The organism is Pedobacter sp. AC379, from assembly GCF_979258145.1.
In genome coordinates this window covers 3,614,211-3,638,690 of record NZ_OZ409839.1, presented here as the reverse complement: position 1 = coordinate 3,638,690, position 24,480 = coordinate 3,614,211, and the positions used below count along the sequence as shown (strand labels likewise).

23 protein-coding genes are annotated in these 24,480 nt (G+C 35.6%); 6 read left to right on the top strand and 17 right to left on the bottom strand.

All coding sequences use genetic code 11. From position 1 onward, the window contains the following. Positions 1-84: 84 nt before the first annotated feature. From ACZZZW_RS15865 to ACZZZW_RS15835, 7 genes are all read right to left on the bottom strand, one after another. On the bottom strand, positions 85-489 hold the full coding sequence (locus ACZZZW_RS15865; protein ID WP_463494828.1) for a DUF3347 domain-containing protein: 405 nt from the start codon (positions 487-489) through the stop codon (positions 85-87). Between the two features lie 96 nt (positions 490-585). Next, positions 586-1,137, bottom strand: coding sequence for a hypothetical protein (locus tag ACZZZW_RS15860; protein WP_055913976.1), 552 nt, complete (start codon positions 1,135-1,137; stop codon positions 586-588). A gap of 152 nt (positions 1,138-1,289) precedes the next feature. After that, positions 1,290-1,790, bottom strand: coding sequence for a hypothetical protein (locus tag ACZZZW_RS15855; protein WP_055913979.1), 501 nt, complete (start codon positions 1,788-1,790; stop codon positions 1,290-1,292). A 134-nt stretch (positions 1,791-1,924) separates the two neighbouring features. Continuing rightward, the gene (gene miaA, locus ACZZZW_RS15850) at positions 1,925-2,839 is read right to left on the bottom strand and encodes a tRNA (adenosine(37)-N6)-dimethylallyltransferase MiaA (protein ID WP_463494826.1); all 915 of its coding nucleotides are present in this window, start codon (positions 2,837-2,839) and stop codon (positions 1,925-1,927) included. Then, the gene (locus tag ACZZZW_RS15845; RefSeq protein WP_463494824.1) at positions 2,839-3,621 is read right to left on the bottom strand and encodes a hypothetical protein; all 783 of its coding nucleotides are present in this window, start codon (positions 3,619-3,621) and stop codon (positions 2,839-2,841) included. Before ACZZZW_RS15845 ends, miaA begins: the two co-directional genes overlap by 1 nt. A gap of 52 nt (positions 3,622-3,673) precedes the next feature. Further along, positions 3,674-4,036 carry a hypothetical protein gene (locus ACZZZW_RS15840; RefSeq protein WP_055913987.1) on the bottom strand — a complete coding sequence of 121 codons (363 nt, stop codon included), beginning with the start codon at positions 4,034-4,036 and terminating at the stop codon, positions 3,674-3,676. Between the two features lie 52 nt (positions 4,037-4,088). Then, positions 4,089-5,183 (bottom strand): MBL fold metallo-hydrolase, encoded by a 1,095-nt coding sequence (locus tag ACZZZW_RS15835; RefSeq protein WP_463494822.1) that lies wholly within the window; start codon positions 5,181-5,183, stop codon positions 4,089-4,091. Positions 5,184-5,734: 551 nt separating this feature from the next. On the opposite strand from ACZZZW_RS15835, the gene ACZZZW_RS15830 reads away from it, so the two are divergent. Beyond that, positions 5,735-6,751, top strand: coding sequence for a LacI family DNA-binding transcriptional regulator (locus tag ACZZZW_RS15830; protein ID WP_055913993.1), 1,017 nt, complete (start codon positions 5,735-5,737; stop codon positions 6,749-6,751). A gap of 25 nt (positions 6,752-6,776) precedes the next feature. Here the strand turns inward: ACZZZW_RS15830 and ACZZZW_RS15825 are convergent, their stop codons facing one another. Next, a complete protein-coding gene (locus tag ACZZZW_RS15825; protein WP_463494820.1) occupies positions 6,777-7,712 on the bottom strand; it encodes a helix-turn-helix transcriptional regulator in 936 nt (311 codons plus the stop codon). Between the two features lie 103 nt (positions 7,713-7,815). Between ACZZZW_RS15825 and ACZZZW_RS15820 the strand changes: the two genes are divergently transcribed. Next, positions 7,816-9,897: a TonB-dependent receptor plug domain-containing protein gene (locus ACZZZW_RS15820; RefSeq protein ID WP_463494818.1), complete on the top strand. Its 2,082-nt coding sequence runs from the start codon at positions 7,816-7,818 to the stop codon at positions 9,895-9,897. A 19-nt stretch (positions 9,898-9,916) separates the two neighbouring features. Further along, entirely contained in the window at positions 9,917-11,005 is a 1,089-nt protein-coding gene (locus ACZZZW_RS15815) for an HmuY family protein (protein WP_463494816.1), read from the top strand. Positions 11,006-11,371: 366 nt separating this feature from the next. Here the strand turns inward: ACZZZW_RS15815 and ACZZZW_RS15810 are convergent, their stop codons facing one another. The 4 genes from ACZZZW_RS15810 to ACZZZW_RS15795 all read right to left on the bottom strand — a co-directional run bounded on the left by ACZZZW_RS15810 (position 11,372) and on the right by ACZZZW_RS15795 (position 15,036). Then, complete coding sequence (locus ACZZZW_RS15810) at positions 11,372-11,551, bottom strand: hypothetical protein (protein WP_010602585.1); 180 nt, start codon at positions 11,549-11,551, stop codon at positions 11,372-11,374. A gap of 183 nt (positions 11,552-11,734) precedes the next feature. Continuing rightward, on the bottom strand, positions 11,735-12,319 hold the full coding sequence (locus ACZZZW_RS15805; protein ID WP_055906665.1) for a biliverdin-producing heme oxygenase: 585 nt from the start codon (positions 12,317-12,319) through the stop codon (positions 11,735-11,737). An 81-nt stretch (positions 12,320-12,400) separates the two neighbouring features. Continuing rightward, positions 12,401-12,820, bottom strand: a complete 420-nt coding sequence (locus tag ACZZZW_RS15800) for a response regulator (protein WP_055906668.1) — start codon at positions 12,818-12,820, stop codon at positions 12,401-12,403. A gap of 2 nt (positions 12,821-12,822) precedes the next feature. After that, entirely contained in the window at positions 12,823-15,036 is a 2,214-nt protein-coding gene (locus ACZZZW_RS15795; RefSeq protein ID WP_463494814.1) for an ATP-binding protein, read from the bottom strand. A gap of 145 nt (positions 15,037-15,181) precedes the next feature. On the opposite strand from ACZZZW_RS15795, the gene ACZZZW_RS15790 reads away from it, so the two are divergent. Then, positions 15,182-15,550: a response regulator transcription factor gene (locus ACZZZW_RS15790; RefSeq protein ID WP_055906907.1), complete on the top strand. Its 369-nt coding sequence runs from the start codon at positions 15,182-15,184 to the stop codon at positions 15,548-15,550. Between the two features lie 4 nt (positions 15,551-15,554). Here the strand turns inward: ACZZZW_RS15790 and ACZZZW_RS15785 are convergent, their stop codons facing one another. From ACZZZW_RS15785 to ACZZZW_RS15775, 3 genes are read right to left on the bottom strand one after another with little or no spacing between them, the layout of a single operon-like run. Next, positions 15,555-16,361: a mechanosensitive ion channel family protein gene (locus tag ACZZZW_RS15785; RefSeq protein ID WP_055906674.1), complete on the bottom strand. Its 807-nt coding sequence runs from the start codon at positions 16,359-16,361 to the stop codon at positions 15,555-15,557. 21 nt (positions 16,362-16,382) lie between these two features. Next, positions 16,383-16,535, bottom strand: coding sequence for a hypothetical protein (locus ACZZZW_RS15780; protein ID WP_463494811.1), 153 nt, complete (start codon positions 16,533-16,535; stop codon positions 16,383-16,385). 14 nt (positions 16,536-16,549) lie between these two features. Then, a complete protein-coding gene (locus ACZZZW_RS15775) occupies positions 16,550-16,918 on the bottom strand; it encodes a SpoIIAA family protein (protein ID WP_055906680.1) in 369 nt (122 codons plus the stop codon). A 145-nt stretch (positions 16,919-17,063) separates the two neighbouring features. Here ACZZZW_RS15775 and ACZZZW_RS15770 point away from each other — a divergent pair, with 145 nt between their 5' ends. Next, positions 17,064-18,182, top strand: a complete 1,119-nt coding sequence (locus ACZZZW_RS15770; RefSeq protein WP_463494809.1) for an alpha/beta hydrolase — start codon at positions 17,064-17,066, stop codon at positions 18,180-18,182. Between the two features lie 97 nt (positions 18,183-18,279). Here the strand turns inward: ACZZZW_RS15770 and ku are convergent, their stop codons facing one another. Beyond that, a complete protein-coding gene (gene ku / locus ACZZZW_RS15765) occupies positions 18,280-19,050 on the bottom strand; it encodes a non-homologous end joining protein Ku (RefSeq protein ID WP_463494807.1) in 771 nt (256 codons plus the stop codon). Between the two features lie 129 nt (positions 19,051-19,179). On the opposite strand from ku, the gene ACZZZW_RS15760 reads away from it, so the two are divergent. Continuing rightward, the gene (locus ACZZZW_RS15760; protein WP_463494805.1) at positions 19,180-21,450 is read left to right on the top strand and encodes a glycosyltransferase family 4 protein; all 2,271 of its coding nucleotides are present in this window, start codon (positions 19,180-19,182) and stop codon (positions 21,448-21,450) included. Between the two features lie 1,501 nt (positions 21,451-22,951). Here the strand turns inward: ACZZZW_RS15760 and ACZZZW_RS15755 are convergent. After that, a complete protein-coding gene (locus ACZZZW_RS15755; RefSeq protein WP_463494803.1) occupies positions 22,952-24,418 on the bottom strand; it encodes a glycoside hydrolase family 130 protein in 1,467 nt (488 codons plus the stop codon). Between the last annotated feature and the right edge of the window lie 62 nt (positions 24,419-24,480).

Here is a 24,480-nt window from a genome sequence, read left to right as displayed (position 1 = left end):
ACCCTACCACACTCCAGCATTTCATTTCCGTAATAAGGATTTCTGATTTCCTTTTCTGTTGATAACCAGTCTCCTCCATCACCTTTATTTGCCATCGGGCAGTGTTGAACATAAATTGTGCCTCTTTTCGATTTCAGCATTTTTTAACAAAGCAATTAAATCGGCACTTAAAACGGTAAAATCTTTTCGTTGGGAACCAATGTTATTACTGGCTGCAATTTTACTGGCTACACCAGCAGTGGGTTCGCAACCTTTATATGCAGCCAAGCTGGTTTGTAACTGAGAAGCAGATTTTTGGGCAGCGGCAGAATCTGATTTCACCAATGCATCTTTTAAGGTTATATATTGGCTAAATATTTCAGATTTTTGTTTGTCTTTTATCGAAACCTCATTTTTAACAGTTAATGAATCTGTTTTTGTGGATTTTTTATCAACCTGATTGCAGGCCATTAAAACGGTGAGTATTGCTATTCCGAATATTCTTTTCATTGTATTTGGTTTTCGGCTCAAATTAGCAATTAAAATGGTAAATAAACAAAAAAGTCCCGATTTTCATCGAGACTTCAATATTATATGATCTTTTAATTATAATTTAAAATTATAAGCTAACCTCAGGTTAAATTGTCCTGTTTTCATGAAATAAAGATCTGAAGCGCTATTGTTTACATAACCTTCATATTTCACGCCAAGGTCTAAACCGTTTTTCCATTCGTAACCTAAACCACCTGTGTAGATAAAGTTCATGTTAGCACCGTCTTTAATTGCTAAACCAGAACCTAATTCAGTAGCAAGGTACATTCTTTCGATCGGGAATACCCTTACACCACCTAATAATGGAATAAATTCGAATTTAAGTGGACTTCCTTTCCATTTTAAGCGGGTATAACCACCAGATGCTGTAACAGCTACATAAGGGCTTAAATCATACTGAAGTTTAACATCAGCACCATAACCGTAATCCATTTCAGATTTATCAGGAAATATACCATAGTTTACACCTACACCAATTTTGAAAGCCATACCACTTCCTGTCGTCATAGGCTCGGTAGAACTCATTGTTTGTGCTTTTAAATTAGATGTGGTTAAAATTGCAAGAGCTGTTAATGTCGTTGCAAAAAGTTTAGTAACTGTTTTCATTTTAAGATATTTTAAGTTATTAATTAAGGGTTTGGGTTATATACGATAAAATATCTTAAACGGATTTTTAAATTTTCATTTTTTTCAGAATCTTATGAAATAAAAAAAGCCCCCTTAAAAAGGAGGCTTTTAACTATTTAGTGAGTAAGTGATTACAAGCTAAATCCGTAAGCTAAACGGATACCTGCAAAACCAATACTACCATTATTTGAATAACCTTCATATTTTGCTGCTAAATCTAAGCCGTTACTCCATGCATAACCAATAGCTGGAGAATAAACAAATGAAGTACCTGCACCTTTATTAGTGCCAAAACCTGCACCTAGTTCAGCTAAACCATAGGCACCTGCGCCAGAATCGTTAAAGAAATACTTAGCACCTGCTTTAACTGGAATAACTCCAAAGCTTCCACCTCCGTATGAATCTTTAATTGAAAAATTATTGTAGCCAGCTGTTACAGGTATAGATAGTTGCTTATCTACGTTAAACTGATATCTGATATCTCCACCAAGGACAAGACCATAGCCAGTTGAAGTACCTGCACCAACGTTTAGTCCGATTCCTAAATTACGAGATTGTGCATTAGCATTTGTAGAAAAGAAAAGTGCCACTACAGCTGCTGAAGTAGCAAGAATTTTAGTAATTGTTTTCATTTTTAAGGATGATTTAATGAGTTAAATATATTATGCCTCAACAATTACAAAGGCTGTGCCAAAAGCTAATTTACACAACAATTTAGGTGATAAACCAACGCTTAAATGACTAAAAACAGCTAAATTGTTTTTTATCAAACTTTTTCTATTACGAGGTGTTTTAGGTTGTTCGTTTGTGATGCCGCATCAAGCCAAATAACGTTTACACTGTCCTTTTCCATCTTCCTGAAAAAAGTATTTTGCCGTTTGGCATATTGGCAAATGGCTATGCCAAGTTTTAATTTTAACTCATCTAATGTATATAGGCCATCCAGATAGTTTACAATAAATTTATATTCTAACCCATAAAAAGTCAGAATTTCTTTGCTAATTCCATCTTTAAGCAGTTGTTCTACCTCCTCAATCAAACCAGAATTGAATCTTTGATCTAATCTCGCCAAAATTTTTGCCCGGGTGATTTCCACTTCATTTTTTAATCCAAAAACGATGGGTTTTAAAACCGGTCGGTCTATAATTTCGAGTTGATTGTATTTTAAGAAATCTGATATTTCCAGTGCCCTGATCACCCTCTTTTTTGATGATAAATCAACATGACCCAGGCTTTTGTGGTTATTGCTTTGCAATTGATCTATAAGTTCTTCTTTGGATAAAAGATTCAATTGATTTCTTAATTCTTCATTTACCGGAATGGCTGTAAAAGTTTGATTTTGCAAAAGACTATGGATGTACATGCCAGTACCTCCACAAAGAATTGGCATTTTATTTTGCTGTGTTATTGATTCGAAGGCTTTGTAAAAATCATTTTTAAAAGCATCAACATGATAGCGTTCACCTGGTTCCAAAATATCAATAAGATGATGGGGAATTGTTTTATGATGAATCTGATATTCCTGAAGATCTTTCCCGGTTCCAATATCCATGCGTTTAAAAACCTGTCGGCTATCGGCACTTATTATCTCCCCATCCAGTGCATCAGCAACCTGTACAGCAAGTTTGGTTTTACCTGATGCCGTTGCGCCTAAAATGATGACGAGATTTGCCTTTTCCATTAAAACCTGAGAATAAATTTTAAACTTCCTGTATTAAACACCTCTTGTCCAACTGTTTGATTATCCTTTTTTATTAACCGTTTCAAATTTTCATCCAATAAATAAACCATAGGTTCTAAAATATCAGTTTGTTCGAATCCCAATTTGGTATAGGCCTCTCCTGCCGACCAATCACGGTCTGCATAAGTCATTAAATCATTCGGTTTGTAGGTTTCTGAAAAATGGGATATTAATTTACTCAATCCACCGGTTATGGAATAACCCGCTTTAACACCAAATCTGATCAGTTCTGCTGAGCGGTAATTTTCGCTATGATTCATTTTTCTCAAAGCTGAAAAAGTGGCCACCGCAACCAACTCTTCCTTTTCGAATAAGCCAAGCTTATAACGGCTGCTTACAGAACCTTGCAAATGGTTTTGATTTAAAAACTCATCTGCTTCGGGCTTTGTTACTTTAAATATTTTTGTTTTTCTTCCGTGAATGCGTACGTTTTTTCCAAGTAAGGATTTAATGCGTGCCAACACTAAAATAGGCCTGGAGAGCCAGAGATCTTCCCAAAGATGCACAAGCTTAATATTATTGATGGCGTAAATTTCTTGTAATTGAATGAGTTTTTCTGCTGAAAACGGATTTTGCAAACTTACCAAATGAATAATAATGTGCTGGTTTAATTGCAAGAGTTGAAATCCATCTTTTAAAAAATAGCGGCACTCAATTTGGTTGTTGGCTAGTGCTATGCTTAAATGATGATGCCAGTTATCTTCAGCGTTTAAATTATTCAATCAGCAGCAGGTTATGGAGAAATTATTTGCCGCAAATTTAACGATCAAATCATTAAATCCATTGTTTTTCTTTAAAGTTAGTGTGGATAATTTCGATTAGCGTTTCTACTTCCTTTAACTTGTTATCATCAAGTGTAGTAATTTTTAAGCCAGCTGTATCGCCTCCAAAATCAACCAGCTGTTCATTTTTTGAAGTAAATTCTGACGTATTTATTTTTACTTCCACCTCGCTCCCGTTAATGTAAACGCCAGTAAAAAATCGTTCTGTGATTTTCTTACCATCCAGCTCGATATTTTTTTCACTATATAAATCGTAACCGGTTTCAGAATTTTCATGCACTGTATAACCCATAGCTGCGTAAGGTTGTATGCTTGCCCTAATGGTTTGAAAAATTTCTACAAGATCAGTTTTCATAATTCTATTCGATTTTAGAAATTAAACAGCGTACAGCCATTATTGTTTAGGTTTATTGTTCGAGCCACCAGTTTTCGGTAGGTAAATATTCATTTAGAATCACTGTTTCTCCTAATCTGGGGGTAACTAAAGGCAATTGTTTCAGTGAGGCGGCCTCTACAATTCTTTTTATTGGCTCGTTCCATGGGTGCATGGCCAGGCTAAATTTACCCCAGTGAACTGGCATTAAAACCTTTGCTTTTAAATCGATCGCCGCCTGAACGGTTTGTTCAGGAAACATATGGATGTATGGCCAATATTCGTGATATTGCCCACATTCCAATAAAGCGAGATCAAACGGACCAAATTCTTCTCCAATTTTGGCAAAATGTGTGTCATAACCCGAATCTCCACCTAAAAATAGTTTGTAGTTGGAAGTTTTTAGCACAAATGCAGACCATAGGGTTTGATTTCTTTTAAACTTCCTGCCTGTAAAATGCCTTGCAGGAACAGCCGTAAAATTAAGCTTGTTAAATAAAGTAATGGATTGATTCCAACCCAATTCGTTGATCTTTTCGGTTATAATGCCCCATTTTTCTAAATGTTCTCCTACACCAAGTGAAGTAACAATTGATTTTGCTTTAGGTGCGATTTTAAGGATACTTTGATAATCAAGATGATCGTAATGGTCATGTGTTATTAAAAGGATATCGATATTTTCAAATTGATCTGCATTTACCACATCTGTACCCAAAAAAGCTTTGCCACCGATAAAAGAAAACGGAGATGGCGTTTTACTAAAAATCGGATCAACCAGTATTCTAAATCCATCCACCTTAATCAGGTAAGATGAATGTCCGAACCAGATAATTTCAGGATTGTTGTTTTTGGTTTTTCCGGCAATATCGGGTGTAATAAATGGTAGTGCTTTATCTGGCGATTTTCCAGGGTTTTTCTGAAAAAAGAATGCTTTTAAAATTGTAAAAAAACTCACCCCTTCAGGCTGCATAGGTGTAATTGAAAGGTTTTGCAAAGCACCATCACGGTAATTAGGCATTTGATGGATTTTATTCATCCGTAAACCTTTAGGTAAGCGACCGAAAACCGGTAAATTTATGATGATGATAAAAAGCACTACTATGGAAAGTAGGATATATATAATAGCCATTTTGAAAATTAATGCAACCAAAGTAGCAATATGATTTCAGAAATAAAGCGTGGCGAGTATATATGACGTATGAATTACTTCTTCTTGAGTCAGAAATTCAAAATGTTTACACATTCAGGCATGATAATACCACAAATGGAGCTATTTTAAATAATCATTTAATTAAAAATGATTTTATACCTTTGAAACGGGTTAAACATATAGCTTAGATAACTTATTGTACCTGCATGCAGGAAAATAACCCAAATTGGCGAGGAGTGGTACGAACACTTCTCGTTTTTTGTTTAAATACCCCTCCCAACCGGAGGGGCATTTTGTTAATCATTGGGGTATGTTTTATCGTAATGTTAATTCAATTTTCGAGTGCTGGAATTAATTTATTTTTATAAAAATTCTAATCTAATTTTTCAGTCGTTAAGAATTGATTATTTGTCGAATGTATTGATATTTACATCATGAAGGAAAGAATCGACAAAAAAAAACAACGCAAACGTTTGATTAATTTTGTATTATTACATATTGAAGAAATTTAATGTAGTTTAGCAATTACAATGCAATCGAAACCAACAACCATTAAAGAAATAGCCAGAATTTTAAACATTTCTCCTTCCAGTGTTTCCAGGGGATTGCACGATCATCCCAGCATCGGAGCGGTAACAAGAGAGAAAATTAAACAACTGGCGAAGTCTCTAAACTATGAGCCAAATAACGCTGCGATCTTATTTCAAAAAGGAAAGACTTACACTATTGGCGTAATTTTACCTGAACTTTCTGAGCATTTTTTCTCTATTGCCATTTCTGCAATTGAGGATGAAGCAATTAAGAAAAACTATACGGTTATTTTTGCGCAATCGCATGATAACTATGACCAGGAGGTTAAACTCGTAGAAAAGATGAAAAATCAGCGGGTAGATGGTTTATTGGTTTCTATCAGTAAAGACACTTCAAAGTTCGATCACTTTGAAAAGTTAAATTCTTTCAATATCCCAGTAGTATTTTTTGATCGCATCCCTCCTTTTAAGAACGTTCATTATGTTGCTTGTAGTTTGGAAAGTGCAACCATTAAAGCAGTTAATTATTTGCTAAAAAAAGGACATAGAAGTATTGGGATGATTAATGGACCAACTACATTGTATGCCAGCGAGGAACGTAAGGATGGATACATGCAGGCCATTACTTTTAATCGCTTAAAGTTCGATCCTTCATTGGTTGTAAATTGCGATTTAACTGAACAAGGGACTATTGAAGCTGCCGACCATTTTTTAAACCATAAAAGAAAACCTACGGCGATTGTTACTTTTAACGATTATGTTGCGCTCTTTTTAATTAAGTATTTTAAAAAGCTTAATGTAATCAACGATTTTGATGTGGTGAGTTATGCAAACCTGCCCATTATCAGTTATTTAGATAACTCGCCTGTAGCATCGGTTGAGCAATATCCTTATCTCCAGGGACAAAAAGCCGCAAACATTTTGCTGGATCTTATTCATAGTCCGAATTCCGAAAATCAGGCTTATTACAATACAATTGTAGAATCTGACTTAATTGTGAATGAGGTTAAAGATTAGAGAAACAAACGTTTGCGCTAAGTTTTTAGTTTTTATTTAAAATTCCGGGTAAAATTTGATACTTTTTTTTGAAAGCTACTATAAAATGCTGTGCGTTTTTATAGCCTACAAGAAAGGCCACTTCGTTTACGGTTCTTTTTTCTTTTGCCAGCAGATCATGGGCTTTTTCCATCCTGATTTTATATAAATAACCAAAAACAGTATGTCCGGTTAATTCTTTAAAACCCTTTTTAAGTTTATAATCATTGATTCCGGCTTTGCGCGATAACTCCATTAATGAGTACGGCTTTTGTACATCCTGTTCTACCAGGTATTTAGCCAACATAATCTTATTCACATCTTCTTTTTTTAAGCTAAACTTAGGCTGCTCATGCTTTTGATTCATGTAAATGATCAACAGTTGAAATATTTTTGCTTCTATAAATAAGCGCTTTGCCCTTCCCTCGTGGTTATGGAACATCAAATCCTTTAGTAATAAAGCGATCTCTGGAGAAATTGATTGCTGTTTATGGAAAGATGTAATGTTATCGAATTGATAACCTGTTATTTGATTAAAATATGTTTTTGTAAATTGTAGATATAAATATTTGCTGTTTTCAGTCAGGCTAAAATTGATTGCAGAAATTTTGCCTCCATTGATATTTTGTTGATCCCTGGTGAGGGATAAAATACTATCTTCCTGATGGTTAAAATAATAATCGATTATACCATTTAGGCAGAATAAAAAGCCAACATTCGAATTGGAAGTTTCGAATAAAAAAGCTTCCTTCTTATTGGTTTCAACCTCCATTATACTCATGTGGACTCCATTAAACCACTTTTCTTTTAAATTTAATGCTGCATTTCCCGTGCGTAGGTCTGTTTCCTGCTCACCGATATCTTCATTACTATCAAAATTTTCAAGGTAGCTTTTTTGGTAAATAATATTTCCGTTTAAGCATGTTGAGAGTTTAAATTCCATAAATGATTTAATCCGTTTGGCGGTATTAATTATCCGTTTAGCGTTATCTGCTTTTTGTGATTATGTACAAATTTGCACAATTATTTATAATTAGTCTAAATAAATGAAAATATATTTATCAATTGCTTTATCGCTTTTTGGATTTGTAACTGTTGCTCAGGAAATTAAAGTTGATAGCACGAAGGCAAATGATTTAAAAGATGTTGTGGTTACGGGGCAGTACAACCCGCAAACATTAAAAAATTCGGTTTATAACATTAGAACGATCACTGCTGAGCGGATAAAACTTAGAGCTGCCAACAATGTGCAGCAGATATTAAATACTGAATTGGGTTTTCGCTTTAGTAATGATTTAACCTTAGGAACTACTGAAATACAGTTAATGGGGATGACGGGTAGAAATGTTAAAATCCTTTTGGATGGTATACCTATGGCCGATCGATCGGATACGCGTGAAAGTTTAAACCAGATTGACATCAATACGATTGAGCGGATTGAGATTGTGGAAGGACCGATGTCGGTAATATATGGAGCAGATGCACTGGCGGGAGTGATTAATATTATCACCAAAAATCCGGATAAAAAATCACTAAACCTTTCTGCAAGGATTCAGGAAGAAACCGCCGGCGAGGAATATGAAGCTTTAACAGGGAAAGGAAATCACACGCAAAATTTTAGCGCGAACTGGAAGAATAACCATTGGAGTGTGTTGGCCGGCTTTACGCATAACGATTTTGGCGGCTGGAATCTGGCAAGTAAAACAGCAACTATAGATGAAGTGAATGCTGTTACAAACCGGTGGAAGCCTAAGCAACAAGTATTAGCCAATACTAAAATTGGTTACCGGTATAATAATTTTAATATCTGGTACCGTTTAGATGGCCTAAAAGAAGATATTGATGTACGAAACGGGCTTAACCCAAACAATTACAAAGGTTTACTTCAAACATATACCACACATCGCTATACACAACAGCTTCAATCAGAATATAAAATTAGCAATAAGCTGTTTCTTTCTGCCGTTGCGGGTTTCACCAAACTTGATCGTGCAACTAAAACAGTTATTCATGATTATGCCAATAATACCGAAGAATTATCAAGTGGCGCCGGAGCGCAGGATGTTGCAAAATTTAATGCGACTAATTTCAGGGCAACTGCAATTTATAATTTAAGTCAATCAGTTTCATTTCAACCAGGCATCGAATATAGTAGAGATGCAGCAAGTGGGCAGAGAATTAAGGGTTCGCCTGTAATTAATGATTATGCGGCATTTTTTACTGCTGAAATTAAATTGGCTGAAGCGATAAATATCAGACCAGGAATAAGGTTGATCAAAAATTCAGTTTATGATGCTCCTCCTGTTATCCCATCACTTAACGCTAAAATCATCCTGACTAAAGATCTTGATTTTCGTTTAGCATATGCAAAAGGTTTTCGTTCACCTGCGCTAAGAGAATTATATTATGATTTTGTAGATGCCAGTCATAATATTTTAGGTAATCCAAATTTAAAAGCAGAAGAATCGAATAGTTTTAATGGCTCGCTTGTGTGGGTGGTTAATCACGACCGCGATATTGAGTTCCGTTCTTCTTTAACCGGTTTCTACAACCTGGTAAAAAACAGGATTGATTTTGGCCTGTCTCCAACAGATAATTCAATTACCACGTTAATTAATATTTCTAAATACAAAACCACTGGTGGTACTCTTGATAATGTTATCACTTATAAAAAGAATCTACAGGCTAGTTTAGGGCTATCTTACATTGGCAGGTATAACGATTTAAGCGGAAACAATACTATAGAAACTCCTCAATTTGCCTGGGCTACAGAAATAAATTCGAATATTACTTATACACTTGCCAAACTACGCGGAAGTATCAGTTTGTTTTACAAATACACAGGCGCACTGCCTAGTTACCAGCTTATTACCGAAAACAGTACCAGCACAGTTAAACTGGTAAAGATCAGCGGTTTCCATACAGCTGATTTAATGCTGAACAAAAATCTATTTAAATCTTTAACCATTAATGCTGGTGTTAAAAATCTATTTAATATAACACAATTAGCCAACAGCTCAACAGCAAGTGGCGGGGCACACAGTACTGGTGGTGCAACTGTACCTTATAGCTATGGCCGCACTTACGTTTTGGGCTTAAGTTATAACCTGGATATAATTAATTTATAATAACATAATCACAATAAACATGAACAAATTTAACTCAATGACCGCTATTGCTTTTTTAGCAATAACATTTACAGCTTGTAAAAAAGATTCGGATGAACCTATTATAGTTGTACCGCCATCTGATGGAAGTACTTTAACACTTAACGGATTAATTGGTGCTGAAGCAGGAAGTGCTGCTGGTAATAGTGTTTATGTTGATTTTAGTGCCGATAAACAAACTTCAGCAGCGAGAGCATCGTGGGATTTAGGCTTTTACAGCGGGGCCGATTTCAGGGTTATTTTGAACAATACTACTAGTGCAGGTGCAAAAGTAATTACTACTGCAAGTGCGAGCCTTGCCACAGTGGGCGAAGCAGATACATTAGGTTTAACCCTTGCCGTTAGTCAGGCAAATCCAATACCTGCACACTTTGCTTTTTTTGATGCCATTGACGGTAATCTTTCTAACACGGTAATTCCTGCTGTTTCAGCTACAGCTGCAGATAATAAGGTAATCATTTTAAACCGTGGTACAGGTGGTGCTACTCCGGCAAAATCATGGATAAAACTTAAAGTTACCAGAAATGCTTCAGGAGGTTATACTTTACAATATGGTAAAATCGAAGAAACCACCAATTTTACAACAGTTGATATTCCGAAAGACGGAAACTTTAACTTCAAATTTGTATCACTTACAAACGGCACTGTTGTAAATGTAGAGCCTGAAAAAGCAAACTGGGATCTGGTATGGACATATTCTGTTTATCAGACATTATTTGGCAGCGATCTTGTTCCATATAATTTTTCTGATTTAATATTCATTAACAAACTTGCTGGTGTTACCGCAGCTGTGGTAAATACCAAAACAACAACGAAAACTTACGCCGGTTTCACAGAGGCTGATATTGCAAGCGCTACTTTCTCTGCTGACAAGAACACAATCGGTTCAACATGGAGAACTTCTCCAAATCAGCAAGGTGTTGGAGGAGGCGTTAGCCCAGATTTTTTCTACTTAATTAAAGATGCTTCAGGTAATGTTTACAAATTGAAATTTGTAAGCTACATTTCTAGCGATGGTGGTACACGCGGTAAGCCGGTTATCGAATATAAATTGATTAAAAAGGGATAAATAAGATTACCGCTCACTGAATTTAAAAATATGTTTTGTTAGTTGGATAAAAGCTCTCCGCGATGGGGAGCTTTATCTTTTTGGGGCCAAGCTATAGACTTTAGAGGTTTGATATTCATGTTGCTTTTTAACCACAGTAAGTATGGCTCAAGATAGATACCAATGCATTAGAGCGCAAAAGTTTATATTCTGTTTAGCGTTAGCTAATTAAGATCCTGAAACAAGTTCAGGAAGACGATTGGTGGCTTCTTGAGATTTTGGAAATATAAATGGTACGGCTCTATCGACTTCATAAGTCAATTTTGCCCTAAACGCAAAAAGGGCCCTGGCATACCAGAACCCTTTTTGTTTCTTACTCGCGAAATATTATTTTCCAGAGTTTTTCTTGTCAGTTACTTCTGCACGGATTTCTTGTGCTAAAACTTTAAGATCTTGCATTGCTTTACGCACACGAGTACCAGCAGCTGCATTGCCAGCATTATAAAATTTTTCTACATCTGCTTCAATAGCAGCAACAGCAGCTTTAACTTTTGAGAATTTTTCCATCGCTAATTGATGTTTTTAAGGTTTAAAAAATTTATTTTTTTCAATAATACATATTTACCTTGAATTAACAACAGAAAGCAAATATTTATTTGAAAGAAGTTTTGCACATTTACACAATCAAAAAAATGCCCTGGAAGTATTATAGACGTATTTTTTTGAATTTCAACGATAAATTACAACAACTTAGTTGAGCTGTTTGGATAAGTTGATCAGGTTAGCGAAGGTTTGGTTTGCACTATTAACGCAACGTTCGTAATCTGCTTCTGGAACACGTTCGTTTATTACTGAAACAAATTTTTTCCATTTTGCGCTAAGTGCTTCACCATAAACCCCGTAATAATTTAAACCACTTTCATGGTCATTAAAATTTGGGTTGGCCAATATATGCTTCTTAATCACGTTTCCGCCCAGTGTTGCCCCTTCCAGCACATATAATGCACCCAGCACTTCTGCCGTATTCTTTTGAGGTACAAATAGTTCGAAATTTAAACCAGGTAATGTTAAACTATCGATTTCCCAATAATTGAGGTCGCTTTCCAATGCAGATAATTTTAACCTGCCGTTCATTTCCAGCTCTGCTGCAATTTCCGCATCGAGCATATTGGCGAGCATATTTTCTAATTTCTGGTGGATGATGTAATTGATGGTCAGGAGTTTTTTATATTGATCAACTGTTAATGAATTGTTCATAATCTCATTCACAAACATTAACGATTCTAAAGCTTTGTGGTTTTCGGCGGTTTCTGTTCTCAATAAATTGGCAATCATATCTTTCAATAGTATTATAATAAGTTTAAAAAGAAAAGATCCGGATAATGATACCCGAATCTTTCTATATTTTTTATAAATCTAGTTTAACCTTAAATGTTGATTAAACCAGAAATCGTGGACTGAATGTACACATTTTACGAGGTTTTCATATCCGGTAGGCTTGGTTAAATAAGCATTGGCACCAAATTCTATCGAGGCTTTAACATCATCCGGATTATCGGAAGTGGAAAATAAGATAACCGGAATTGTTTTAAGGTAAGGAATATCCTTAATGAATTTTAACAGATCTAAGCCTGATAAACCCGGCAGGTTAAGGTCGAGCATTATCAATTTCGGTTTTGTTTTAGTATCGGCAAAACTTTGAAGTTTTTGTAATGCTTCTGCCCCATCTTCAACAATAGTTAGGTTAAGCGTATCTTTTACTTCCTGCACGGCACTTTGCATAAAAAATGCATAGTCCACATCATCTTCAACATAAAATATATCCGGCGTTTTCATTTTTATCTATTTTTAAAAGCTACATAAAAGGTAGAACCGATGTTTAACGTACTTTCGAACCAAACTCTTCCGTTGTGTTTTTCTACAATCCTTTTTACTATAGCAAGCCCTACTCCTGTTCCCTCAATTTCTTTAACATTGTCCATACGTTTAAAAAGTTCAAAGACTCTGTCGTAATATCGGTTATCAATTCCTATACCATTATCTTTAACGGCATAAATAATCTCACCTTCATCAATATAACCAGAAACCTCAATCTGTGGTTTATCAACCTTTGCAGAGTACTTTACGGCGTTACCAATGAGGTTTGTAAATAATTGAGGAATCATTGTCTTATCACCTTTTAAGTTAGGTAATTGCCCTAAAATAAACTCAGAATTGTCTGCTTTAAAAGCCGTCCACACTTCTTTTTTTATTTCCTCTAACAAGGATGGCATATTAACAATTTCAAAATTAAGTTCTGAGCGGCCCACTCTGGCCAGGTTAAGAATTTCTTTGATTAAAAAATTCATTTTATCTGCCCCGGTTAAAATGCGCGATAACATTTTTTTACCGTTTTCATCAATGCTTTTATTTTTCAGCATCAATTCTGCATAGGTTTTAATAGATGTTAAAGGCGTTCTTAAGTCGTGAGAGATGGTATAACTAAAGGTATCCAATTCCTCGTATGCTGCGTGTAGTTTTTCGTTAAGCAACCTAATTTCGTTTGCTTTTTTATTGATATCGGTAATAATGATCTCCCTAATTCTTAAAACAGATGCAATTTCTTCGGGCATCCATTTATCGGAAGTATTATTTACCACTTCAGACCAGGTTTCGAAAGATTTTCTTGGTGATAAGTTTAATAATCCGTTTTCTGATGGTGTAGCCGGCTTTTCGGGGTTTCCTGCCCAGTTTACATTGCTGATCATTTCGGGTTTAAACCAAATAATCATTTCGCCAAGTTCTTTATTTAAGATACAGGAAAGTATTCCGGAAGCCGTTGATTTGTATTTTTTTGCCTGGGAGTGGATTTCTGGCAAACGGTGCGTATAATAGATGGATTCGTCGCTATTAATTTTAAGCCATTCGGTCAGTTCCCATATTTCATCTACCGTTGGAACATTTCCAAGGGTTTTAAGTTCGTTTTCAAAAATAACAGCTACACCTTCAGCCTTTGTTACATCTAAAATGCTGGTTTTATGCGTTGTTATGGCTTCCAGGAGGTATTTATCCCGTGTTAAATGATCCGTTAGTATATTTGCAGTATCCTTAAACTGTTCGATCACTTTGGCATCTTCTTCTTCTTCGCGGTATTCTAAGGCAGAAGAAAGTATCTGTCCGATTAATTTTGAACCTTCCCGGGCTTTATAATCTATAAATTTTGGACTATAGTTGTGGCAGGCAATCAACCCCCATAATTCGCCATGTGATATTAGTGAAATACTAAAGCTGGAATGCACGCCCATATTTTTAAGGTATTGTATATGGATGGGCGAAACTGCACGTAAGCCGCTATTTGTTAAATCGAGTGGTTCATTTTCTTTAAAGGTAATAATGGCCGAGTCTTCAGCATTAACATCAGCAATTAACCTGGTTAAGTTTAGTTTATAAAGTTCCCTGGCTTGTTTAGGAATATCGGATGCGGGGTAATGGAGTCCGAAAAATGGTTCTAAACGATCTTCTTTTTCTTCTGCTACAACTTCGCCATGTCCATCATCTAAAAATTTATAGATCATGATCCTATCGTAGTTGATCAGCTTTTTAACTTCCAATGCGGCACCGCTTAATAAAGCAGAAATGGTTTTGCCCTGCAGCATGGATGATGCCGAACGGCCTATCATACTTTGGATATCATATTGAAGGGTAACGGGTTCGAATTCCAGTAACCAATCATTTACAGCCGCGGAGATAATCAGATAAAAAGGTTTGCCATTTATCTCGATGGGATACGGACTGATGGCATCAAAGCTTTTCCGGATAATGCCAAGTTGCAGCAGATCTTCAATGTTAAATGCCACATCCTGCTGTTTAATTAAGCTGCTTAAATCGGTGAGGGTTTTATTTAAAAGATCTTTTGCCTGTTCTTTCAGAAAATCTCCTGTATTTTCACTAAGATAGGTAATTGAGAGGTCGGTTTTATCAACAGCGATAAGAAAACCATGTGATTGAATCTTACCAGGAATGTGGATGGGTTCTTTATCACAGTTGGTTAAATCTACAGAAAATTTGATCATATTAAATTTTGATATTGCAAAAGTATTAGATTTTAACGATAAACAAATATTGCGCCCATTTTAGAATGCCTCTAATTTGACAAATTCGGTTTATGAATTTACTTTTTATTCTATATTTGTTAGAAATTTAACAATTATCCCAAACTTGGCAAAGAAAAACATTTTGGTTATCGAAGATAATCATGCAATCCTAGATGTTATAACCCTTATTTTAGAAAGTGAAGCTTTTAATGTTGCCGGACTAAACAAAGGTGCAGAATTTATAAAACATGTACACGAGTTTAAACCAGACGTTATAATTATGGACATTATGCTGCCGGATACCGATGGAAGAACATTATTGAAAGAGCTTAAAGATACTGCTGCAACCCAACACATACCCGTTCTAATGATCTCGGCACGATATAATGCATCTAATTATTCATTAGATGGTGTTGAAGCTAACGACTTTATGTCTAAGCCGTTTAATATTGATGAATTAATGGATAAAATTTACGCACTGCTCAAAAATTGATTATTTAATCGGGCATTCCAGGTAATTTTATTCCTCCAAGCTTTAAGTTTTTCATTAATACTTCTAAAAACGACAGTTTAGTATCGGTAAAACCATGCGAATTTACCCAAACATTGAGGTTTACTTTAAATCCGCTGTCTTCTAAAGCGGATACTCCTACTCTTCTTTCAGGAGTTTTAAGGCAATCTTTAAACTCATCAACAGTTTTATTAAAAATACTTACAATTTGGTCGTAATCTATACCATAACTAAACTTCATTTCAATATCCAATCTTCTACTTCCTTCCCTGCTGATGTTGATGATTACCTCGTTGGATAGCTTACCATTGGGGATTACAACCGTTCTGTTATCGAAAGTTTGAACAATGGTATAAAATATCTGGATGGATTTTACGGTACCTTCCTGGCCTTGTGCAATAATATTATCACCAACCACAAAAGGTTTTAAAAGTAATATCAGTACTCCGCTGGCAAAGTTTTGTAAAGTGCCCGATAGTGCTAAGCCGGCTGCAACGCCAATACCGCCTATTAATACGGTTAAAAAGGTAAGCTGTATGCCGATTATTTGCATTACAGTGAGTACCAGTAAAATGCGTAAGGTAATAAGCATTAAACTTGTAAGAAAAGGCCTTAAAGATGGGTTTACATCTTTACGGTGCATTCCATTCTGCATCCACTTTCCTAACAATTTAATTAACCAAAGCCCTAAAATAAGTATCGCTATACCTAAAATTACAGCTGGTCCTTTATCAATTATCCAATCGTATGCTTTATTATAGAAATGATTAATATTACTGGCATCAGCTTTCATAAAACGGCAAATTTTTAACTTTTATGATTTTTTATGTTTAACGGGAGCATCTTTAGTTACATTTACTTTTTTTGCATCTTTTGCCGATGTTACATTATCATCAGCACCTTTTGCTTTTGTATTTTTTGGAGCGGTAGCCTTGCTACTTTCCTGTGGTGTTTTAGAACTTTTCATAATCAATTTTTGTTTTAGTCTTCGGTATTGAGCCATGCTTTGGCTTCTTCTATTTCTTCGGGTTTAAATCCTTTTGATTTACCCGGTGTGGCGATTGTAAAAACATCAGTAAACCACTCCACTCCTTTTTCTGCACTTACAACTGCAATTTTTTTCCATTTGGTAAAATTTTGTAAACCCGCTTTAGCATCCTGAACCCAGGCACCAGCAGTAAAATTTTTAACATCGGTTTCCAATACGAGTAGATATCGGATTTCTTTAAAACGTTGTGCTGTCCGTTTCAGGCCTGTTAACAATACATCTTTAATATCGTCGCTGGTTACTTCACCTGTAGCCCTTACGCCAAAAATATGGTCTGGCAGCCCTGTTATTTCTGTTAACATACTTAGTTGTTTATGTTAGAACATACTAAATCATAAAGATGTTTGCTGTTTCATTAAATTCTAAAAAGTTGTAGAGATGCAAAAACTGTATCTCACTGATACTGTTATAGAAGCATATCATTTAAAAAACAAAAAAAATAACCTTATGAAAACCAACTCATTAAAACTTGGTGCGCTCATTTGTGGTGTGGCAGTTTCGCTCGCTGCTTGTTCTGGTGGAACTAAAACCACTACCACAACGGATTCTACAATAACTGATTCTACTGCTGTAGCAGGATTAAAACCTGGTGGACCCGCACCAGAGTGGGGTAAAACCATCAAGCCAGAAATGCAAACGATAATCGAAAAATTGAGTACTTATGGTGATAAACCTATAGAAACTTTAAGTGCGACCGATGCCCGTAAAAACCATACACCAACTGATGCGGTGATGGATTTAGTAAAACAAAATAACATTAAGGTGCCAACACCAAAGGTGGATACAACCGGGAAAGATATTGATGTGAGTGGAGGCAAAATACATTTAAGGATTTATACACCAAAAGAAGGAAGCGGCCCCTATCCATTAATTGTTTATTATCATGGTGGCGGTTTTGTTATTGCTAATTTAGATGTTTACAATGCTTCTGCACAAGCGTTAGCCGAGCAGGTTGGTGCAATTGTTGTATCTGTAGCTTATCGTTTGGCTCCGGAAAATAAATTTCCGACAGCGCATAATGATGCATTTGCTGCTTATGAATGGGCTGTAAAAAATGCTGTAAGCTTAAAAGCTGATCCTGCTAAAATAGCGGTGGTGGGCGAAAGTGCCGGGGGAAATTTAGCTGCTAACGTATCGATTATGGCTAGAGATAAGCACATTATGATTCCGGTACATGAGGTTTTGGTTTATCCAATTGCTCAAGCCGATATGAATACAGCCTCGTATAAAATGTACGAAAAGGCGAAACCATTAAATAAAGCGATGATGGGTTGGTTTACTGAAAAGTATTTAAATACCATGATTGAGGCACAGAATCCTAAAATTTCATTGGTTAATGCTGATTTAAAAGGTTTACCCCCAACTACAATTATCACTGCAGAAATTGATCCTTTACATGATGATGGTGTAATGCTCGCTGATAAATTAAAAGCTGCCGGCGTAAAGGTAGACAGTAAAAATTACGAAGGTGTTACTCACGAGTTTTTTGGAATGGCTATCGTTGTACCCGAAGCGAAAGCTGCGCAGGCCTTTGCTGCAGATCAGTTGAAAGCTGCATTTAAATAGCAAAAAGGCATTGAAGTGGTAAACACTTCAATGCCTTTCCTGTATAACGTTTATTAGAACCTTTTTATCTCTGACTCAAACGCTCAACTCCAGCTGATTAAGCACCTTTTTTCGAGCTTAAACTTTGCATCAATTGATCGTATAAATCATCGCTGGTTGCTTTTTGAGGTTTCATCTTTTTAACGGTGGCTCGTTTTCCTTTGGCTTTTGCTTTAATTATTTTTAATAGTTCGGAACTATAATCATCTTTAAAAGCACTTAGATCGAATTTTGAACTGTATTGTTTAATAAGTGCCAAACCTACATCCATTTCTTTTTTTGTGATCGTAATATCATCTACCTTATTAATTTCGGACAAGCTCCTGATTTCTTGTTCAAATCTGATTTTAGTAATTACCAGAACATGTTCCATAGGATGGATTACACAAAGATTTTCAGTATTTCTTAATACAAATCTTGCTACCCCAGCTTTACCCGATTTTTCTAAAGCTTTTAATAATAATCCATAAGCTTTTTTGCCTTGTTTTTCGGGCTCGGTATAATACGAAGTTTCGTAATAAATAGGATTGATATCTTTTATGTCTACAAAATTTTCGAGTTCAATGATCTTTGTTTTCTCAGGTGCTGCTTCTTCAAAGTCGTGCTTATCCAAAACTACATACCTATCATTTAAAAAGTAGCCTTTAACTATTTTTTCATAGGGCACTTCTTTATGGGTATGTTCATTTACCCTTAAAAATTTAATTCTGGCCTGATCGCGTTCGTCAAGCATGTCCAGATCGAGATTACTGTTTTGGATACCAGAAAATAACTTAATTGGAATGTTTACCAAACCAAATCCAATCGAACCTTTCCATATTGATCTCATAGCTTAATTTTTACTTACTAACAAGCACCCAAATCAGAATGTTTTGGCTTTATTAACTGCAAATTAATGAAATCACAAACTATTTAGCTGATATAATGTTGTTCAAGTATCAACTCTATTGAAATACTTATGAAAATAGCTTATATTTCGACCTATCCCCCACGCGAATGCGGTTTAGCTACCTTTAATCAAAATTTGGTTAATGCTTTAAGTTTAAATCCAGATTATAATCCGAAAAATAGCTTTGTTGTTGCTTTAAATGAATCGGATGATATCAATGAGCATCAATACCCCGATGAGGTAAAATTTGTGATCAGCCAGCAAAACCAGCAAGATTATATCGAGGCGGCAGATTTTATTAACAACAGCGATGTAGACAGTGTAATTATTGAACATGAATTTGGTATTTATGGAGGCAATAGTGGCGTATTTTTACTTTCATTAATCAATAGATTAAAGAAACCATTTATCACCATTTTGCATACGGTTTTAAAGGAACCGAATTTTATGCAGCAAACTATTATTAAGGAAATTGCTGTAAAATCTGCCAAAATTGTGGTGATGAGTAAAAAAGCTGTGTTATTTTTAACCAGCATCTATCAGATTCCAAAAGCATCTATTCAATTGATAGAACATGGTGTGCCAGATTTGGAACCAGTTTTAAACAATGAAATTTCCCGTAGCGAACTTTTTAAAAACCGCAAGGTACTTTTTACTTTCGGTTTAATCAGCCGCAATAAAGGCTTAGAAACTGTAATTAATGCCTTGCCTAAAATTGTGGCGCAGCATTCCGATGTTTTATACGTGATTTTAGGGAATACACATCCAGGAGTTGTAAAACACAATGGAGAAGAATACCGCGACAGTTTAAAAGCACTAGCAAAAGAGCTAGGTGTAGAAAACAACATTGCTTTTGTTAATAAATTTGTTTCTGAAGGCGAACTTCATCAGTATTTAACTGCTTGTTCGTTATATATTACACCATATTTAAATGAGGCACAAATTACCAGTGGTACATTATCTTATGCGATTGGTGCAGGTGCAGCAGTAGTTTCAACTCCATATTGGCACGCACAAGAACTTTTAGCCGAAAACAGAGGTAAATTATTCGATTTTAAAAATGATGATCAGTTGGCAACAATTGTAAATGAGCTTTTAAACGATAATGATAAGTATCAAAAACTTAGACAAAATGCTTATGAATATGGCTTAAAGTTGCGTTGGCCAGCCATAGGTAGTGTTTATTTAAAGGTATTGAAAGATGCCGTAATTACAGGTAAAAAACCAGAAAGGGTTACTCCACCAATTATTGATGTTGAAAGTATGCCTGCTTTAAATTTAAATCATATTTCGTTATTAACAGATGATACCGGAATTATACAACATGCACGCTTTGGGATTCCAAATCTTAAAGAGGGTTATTGTATAGATGATAATGCCAGAGCATTGATCATGGCGTTAATGGCTACAGAAAGGGATAAAAATCCTAAAGCCTTAAAATTTATGCCTGTTTACCTTAGTTTTATACAGTACATGCAGACCGAGGATGGTAACTTCAGGAATTTTTTAAGTTTTAACCGTAATTATCTTGATGAAGTAGGTTCTGAAGATTCATTCGGAAGAACGATTTGGTCACTTGGTTATTTAATTAGTGCAGCACCAAACAATTCATACCGCGAATTTGGCCGCGAATTGTTTTCACATTCAATTCCACACTTCAAAGAATTAAAATATCTCCGTGGAAGGGCAAATACAATTATTGGTCTTTCTTATTTCTTATGCGCTCATCCTGGTGATGAGTTGATTGTTAAGGAAATTAATATGTTAGCCAACTCGTTGGTAGCCTCATACCAGGAAAACAAAGACGGCGATTGGCATTGGTTCGAGGATATTTTAACTTACGATAATGCAATATTACCGCTTGCTTTGCTTCATCATTATGAAGTTACCGGTAATGCTACCTCTTATAAAATAGCAATGGAAAGCGTTGCATTTTTAAATAGTTTTTCTTTTGAAAATGGTTACTTAAATCCAGTTGGCAATGCAGGCTGGATGAAAAAACATGGGAAAAATCCTATTTACGATCAGCAGGCTATAGAAACGATGGCCATGGTATTATTGTATGCCAAAGTTTTCGAAATTACGAAGGATAATCAGTATCTGAATTTAATGCATATCAGTTATGAATGGTTCCTTGGTAAAAATAGTCTGCATATTCCTTTGTACGACTTTGAAACCCATGGTTGTGCCGATGGGTTACAATTTAACAGTGTAAATAGAAACCAAGGTGCAGAAAGTACGTTGGCATACTTTATCTCCCACCTTGCTATTTTAAAGGCTGCCGAAGCTGAATATGAAACATTATCCTCCCCCTTAGTGGAAGCAGATAAATGTAGTTAAGAATTAATTTGTCTTGGAAATATTAAGGCTGTTTCAGAAATGAACCAGCCTTTTTTTGTGTTGTTATTGTGTGAGGTAAGATTTTATGCTATTCGTCACCCTGAATTTATTTCAGGGACTAAACTTAATTGCATTAGATGCTGAAATAAATTCAGCAGGATGACTCGATAAGTTCAACGCGGATAGTTTATACTATGCGTAACCCTGATTTATCTCAGGGACTATCTCATAATATTAAATGCTGAAATAAATTCAGCAGGACGACTCGATAGGATCAACGCGGAGACTTTATGCTATGCTTCACCCTGAATTTATTTCAGGGAATAAACTTAATTGCATTAGATACTGAAATAAATTTAGCAGGACGATTTACTATAACACATGTCATCCTGAATTTATTTCAGGGACTAAACTTTAGTTGCATTAGATGCTGAAATAAATTCAGCAGGACGACTCGATACGTTCAACGCGAGAGTTTATACTATCCGTCACCCTGAATTTATTTCAGGGACTAAACTTAATTACATTAGATGCTGAAATAAATTCAGCAGGACGACTCGATACGTTTAACGCGGAGATTTTATACTCCGCGTCACCCTGAATTTATTTCAGGGACTGAACTTTATTTGCATTAGATGCTGAAATAAATTCAGCAGGACGACTCGATAAGTTCAACGCGGAGCGTTTATACTATGCGTCACCCTGAATTTATTTCGGGGACTAAACTTAATTGCATTAGATACTGAAATAAATTCAGCAGGACGATTTACTATAACACACGTCACCCTTAATTTATATCAGTGCGTTAACTTTAATTGCATTAGATGCTGAAATAAATTCAGCAAGACGACTCGATAAGTTCAACGCGGAGATTTTATACTATGCGTAACCCTGAATTTATTGCTGGGTCTAAATTTAATTGCATTAGATGCTGAAATAAATTCAGCAGGACGACTCGATAAGTTCAACGCGGAGAATTTTTACTATGCGTCACCCTGAATTTATTTCAGGGCCTAAACTTTAATTGCATTAGATGCTGAAATAAATTCAGCAGGACGACTCGATAAGTTCAACGCGGAGCGTTTATACTATGCGTCACCCTAAATTTATTTCTGGGTCTAAATTTAATTGCATTAGATGCTGAAATAAATTCAGCAGGACGACTCGATAAGTTTAACGCGGAGATTTTATACTCCGCGTCACCCTGAATTTATTTCAGGGCCTAAACTTTAATTGCATTAGATGCTGAAATAAATTCAGCAGGACGACTCGATAAGTTCAACGCGGAGCGTTTATACTACGCGTCACCCTGAATTTATTTCAGGGCCTAAACTTTAATTGCATTAGATGCTGAAATAAATTCAGCAGGACGACTCGATAAGTTCAACGCGGAGCGTTTATACTATGCGTCATCCTGAATTTATTTCAGGGACTAAACTTTAGTTGCATTAGATGCTGAAATAAATTCAGCAGGACGATTCATACGTTAAAACACGAATGATTATTTATTATCCAATAACCTATCTAACAGCAATTCTAAATTAACAGTTGCGAATGAAGAACTATAATCAGATAGGCCGTAAGGAATAATCAATTCGCCATTGCTGATGATTGATCCGCAGGAGTAAACCACGTTCGGTACATAACCTTCACGTTCTTCGTTGTTTGGCATAATTAGTGGCTCTTTTAAGTGACCGATCTCTTTGCTTGGGTCGTCGAGATCTAATAAACTCACGCCAATACAATATTTGCGCATAGGCCCCACGCCGTGTGTAATTACTAGCCAGCCTTTCTCGGTTTCTATTGGTGATCCGCAATTGCCAATCTGCACGAGTTCCCAATCATATCGTGGTTGTTTCAGTAAGATGGGATTTTCCCAAACGTTCACTTTGTCAGAGAACATGAGGTAATTGTTCCAGCCATCAATCCTGCTCATCATAACATATTTGCCATTAATTTTCCGCGGAAACAAAGCCAGGTTCTTATTCTGGGCACCATCGCCATAAAGTGGAATAACTTTAAATTCGTAAAAATCTTCGGTTTGTACCAGTTTCGGTATAATTAATGAACCATCAAATGCAGTATATGTGGCATAATACAATATTTTGCCATCATCTTTGATGAATTTCACAAAGCGGGCATCCTCAATCCCCTTACGTTCAAATTCTGAAATTGGGAAAATTACGCGGTCAGAAATATCAGTATCTTTAGAAAAAGTGATCGTATGGTAAGTATCAGATAACCAAAGCACTTTATCATATTCAATTAAACGTGCGGGATTTTCTTTATTCAGTACTTTGGAATCTTTAATGATATTACTCAAACTTGTATATTCAAATTTGTCATCCAGTTTCGACTCAATTTCTTCCAGTACTGAGGTATCAATCTGTGCGTAGGCAGCTTTTTTTAAAAATAATTTTTTTACGTAAATGGCATTCTTAACTACCTCTGCCTCATCTACATAATTGCCTACAGGTAAAACCTGGATGTTGTTGTTTTTATCAATAAGTGCCCGCCTGAAAACGATTGATGAAATATGGCCCTCGCCTACCGCCCTAAAGCTAATAATTACACGTTTTTCTCCCTCAACAAGGTCAGACTGGTCTGGATCATCAACGATACTTGGATTAAAAAATGCTGCTGATTCTATTGAATATTCGTGAGTAAAATAGGCACCGATTAGTAAACGAGTATATTCGTCGAGATCTTCAAATTCGGTTCCAAGGGCAATAAACTGTTTTTTTAATTTTTTGCAGTGGCGGGTTAGTATTTTGGTAATATTTCTATGCCGTTTAGAATATTCTTGTAAGATGGGTGATATCAGTGAAAATACTTTGTCATCAGAAAACTCTAAAACCTTTTTTATTACTTCTAATGCGCGCTCCTCCCCGTTAAAAAAAAAACGGGCAATAACTCTTTTCGTATCTGGGTTTACCTTAACAGGTTTACGTTCTATATATAATCTCATTATTTAAGTTATTTGGGTGATAATTTTAACGCTTATCCTCAATCGCCTACAAAATATACTAA

Bases quoted from the DNA above. Each gene is read 5' to 3' on its own strand.
- ACZZZW_RS15865 (WP_463494828.1), bottom strand. From the start codon at position 489: ATGAAAAGAATATTCGGAATAGCAATACTCACCGTTTTAATGGCCTGC.
- ACZZZW_RS15860 (WP_055913976.1), bottom strand. From the start codon at position 1,137: ATGAAAACAGTTACTAAACTTTTTGCAACGACATTAACAGCTCTTGCA.
- ACZZZW_RS15855 (WP_055913979.1), bottom strand. From the start codon at position 1,790: ATGAAAACAATTACTAAAATTCTTGCTACTTCAGCAGCTGTAGTGGCA.
- miaA (WP_463494826.1), bottom strand. From the start codon at position 2,839: ATGGAAAAGGCAAATCTCGTCATCATTTTAGGCGCAACGGCATCAGGT.
- ACZZZW_RS15840 (WP_055913987.1), bottom strand. From the start codon at position 4,036: ATGAAAACTGATCTTGTAGAAATTTTTCAAACCATTAGGGCAAGCATA.
- ACZZZW_RS15835 (WP_463494822.1), bottom strand. From the start codon at position 5,183: ATGGCTATTATATATATCCTACTTTCCATAGTAGTGCTTTTTATCATC.
- ACZZZW_RS15830 (WP_055913993.1), top strand. From the start codon at position 5,735: ATGCAATCGAAACCAACAACCATTAAAGAAATAGCCAGAATTTTAAAC.
- ACZZZW_RS15825 (WP_463494820.1), bottom strand. From the start codon at position 7,712: ATGGAATTTAAACTCTCAACATGCTTAAACGGAAATATTATTTACCAA.
- ACZZZW_RS15820 (WP_463494818.1), top strand. From the start codon at position 7,816: ATGAAAATATATTTATCAATTGCTTTATCGCTTTTTGGATTTGTAACT.
- ACZZZW_RS15815 (WP_463494816.1), top strand. From the start codon at position 9,917: ATGAACAAATTTAACTCAATGACCGCTATTGCTTTTTTAGCAATAACA.
- ACZZZW_RS15810 (WP_010602585.1), bottom strand. From the start codon at position 11,551: ATGGAAAAATTCTCAAAAGTTAAAGCTGCTGTTGCTGCTATTGAAGCA.
- ACZZZW_RS15805 (WP_055906665.1), bottom strand. From the start codon at position 12,319: ATGATTGCCAATTTATTGAGAACAGAAACCGCCGAAAACCACAAAGCT.
- ACZZZW_RS15800 (WP_055906668.1), bottom strand. From the start codon at position 12,820: ATGAAAACGCCGGATATATTTTATGTTGAAGATGATGTGGACTATGCA.
- ACZZZW_RS15795 (WP_463494814.1), bottom strand. From the start codon at position 15,036: ATGATCAAATTTTCTGTAGATTTAACCAACTGTGATAAAGAACCCATC.
- ACZZZW_RS15785 (WP_055906674.1), bottom strand. From the start codon at position 16,361: ATGAAAGCTGATGCCAGTAATATTAATCATTTCTATAATAAAGCATAC.
- ACZZZW_RS15780 (WP_463494811.1), bottom strand. From the start codon at position 16,535: ATGAAAAGTTCTAAAACACCACAGGAAAGTAGCAAGGCTACCGCTCCA.
- ACZZZW_RS15775 (WP_055906680.1), bottom strand. From the start codon at position 16,918: ATGTTAACAGAAATAACAGGGCTGCCAGACCATATTTTTGGCGTAAGG.
- ACZZZW_RS15770 (WP_463494809.1), top strand. From the start codon at position 17,064: ATGAAAACCAACTCATTAAAACTTGGTGCGCTCATTTGTGGTGTGGCA.
- ku (WP_463494807.1), bottom strand. From the start codon at position 19,050: ATGAGATCAATATGGAAAGGTTCGATTGGATTTGGTTTGGTAAACATT.
- ACZZZW_RS15760 (WP_463494805.1), top strand. From the start codon at position 19,180: ATGAAAATAGCTTATATTTCGACCTATCCCCCACGCGAATGCGGTTTA.
- ACZZZW_RS15755 (WP_463494803.1), bottom strand. From the start codon at position 24,418: ATGAGATTATATATAGAACGTAAACCTGTTAAGGTAAACCCAGATACG.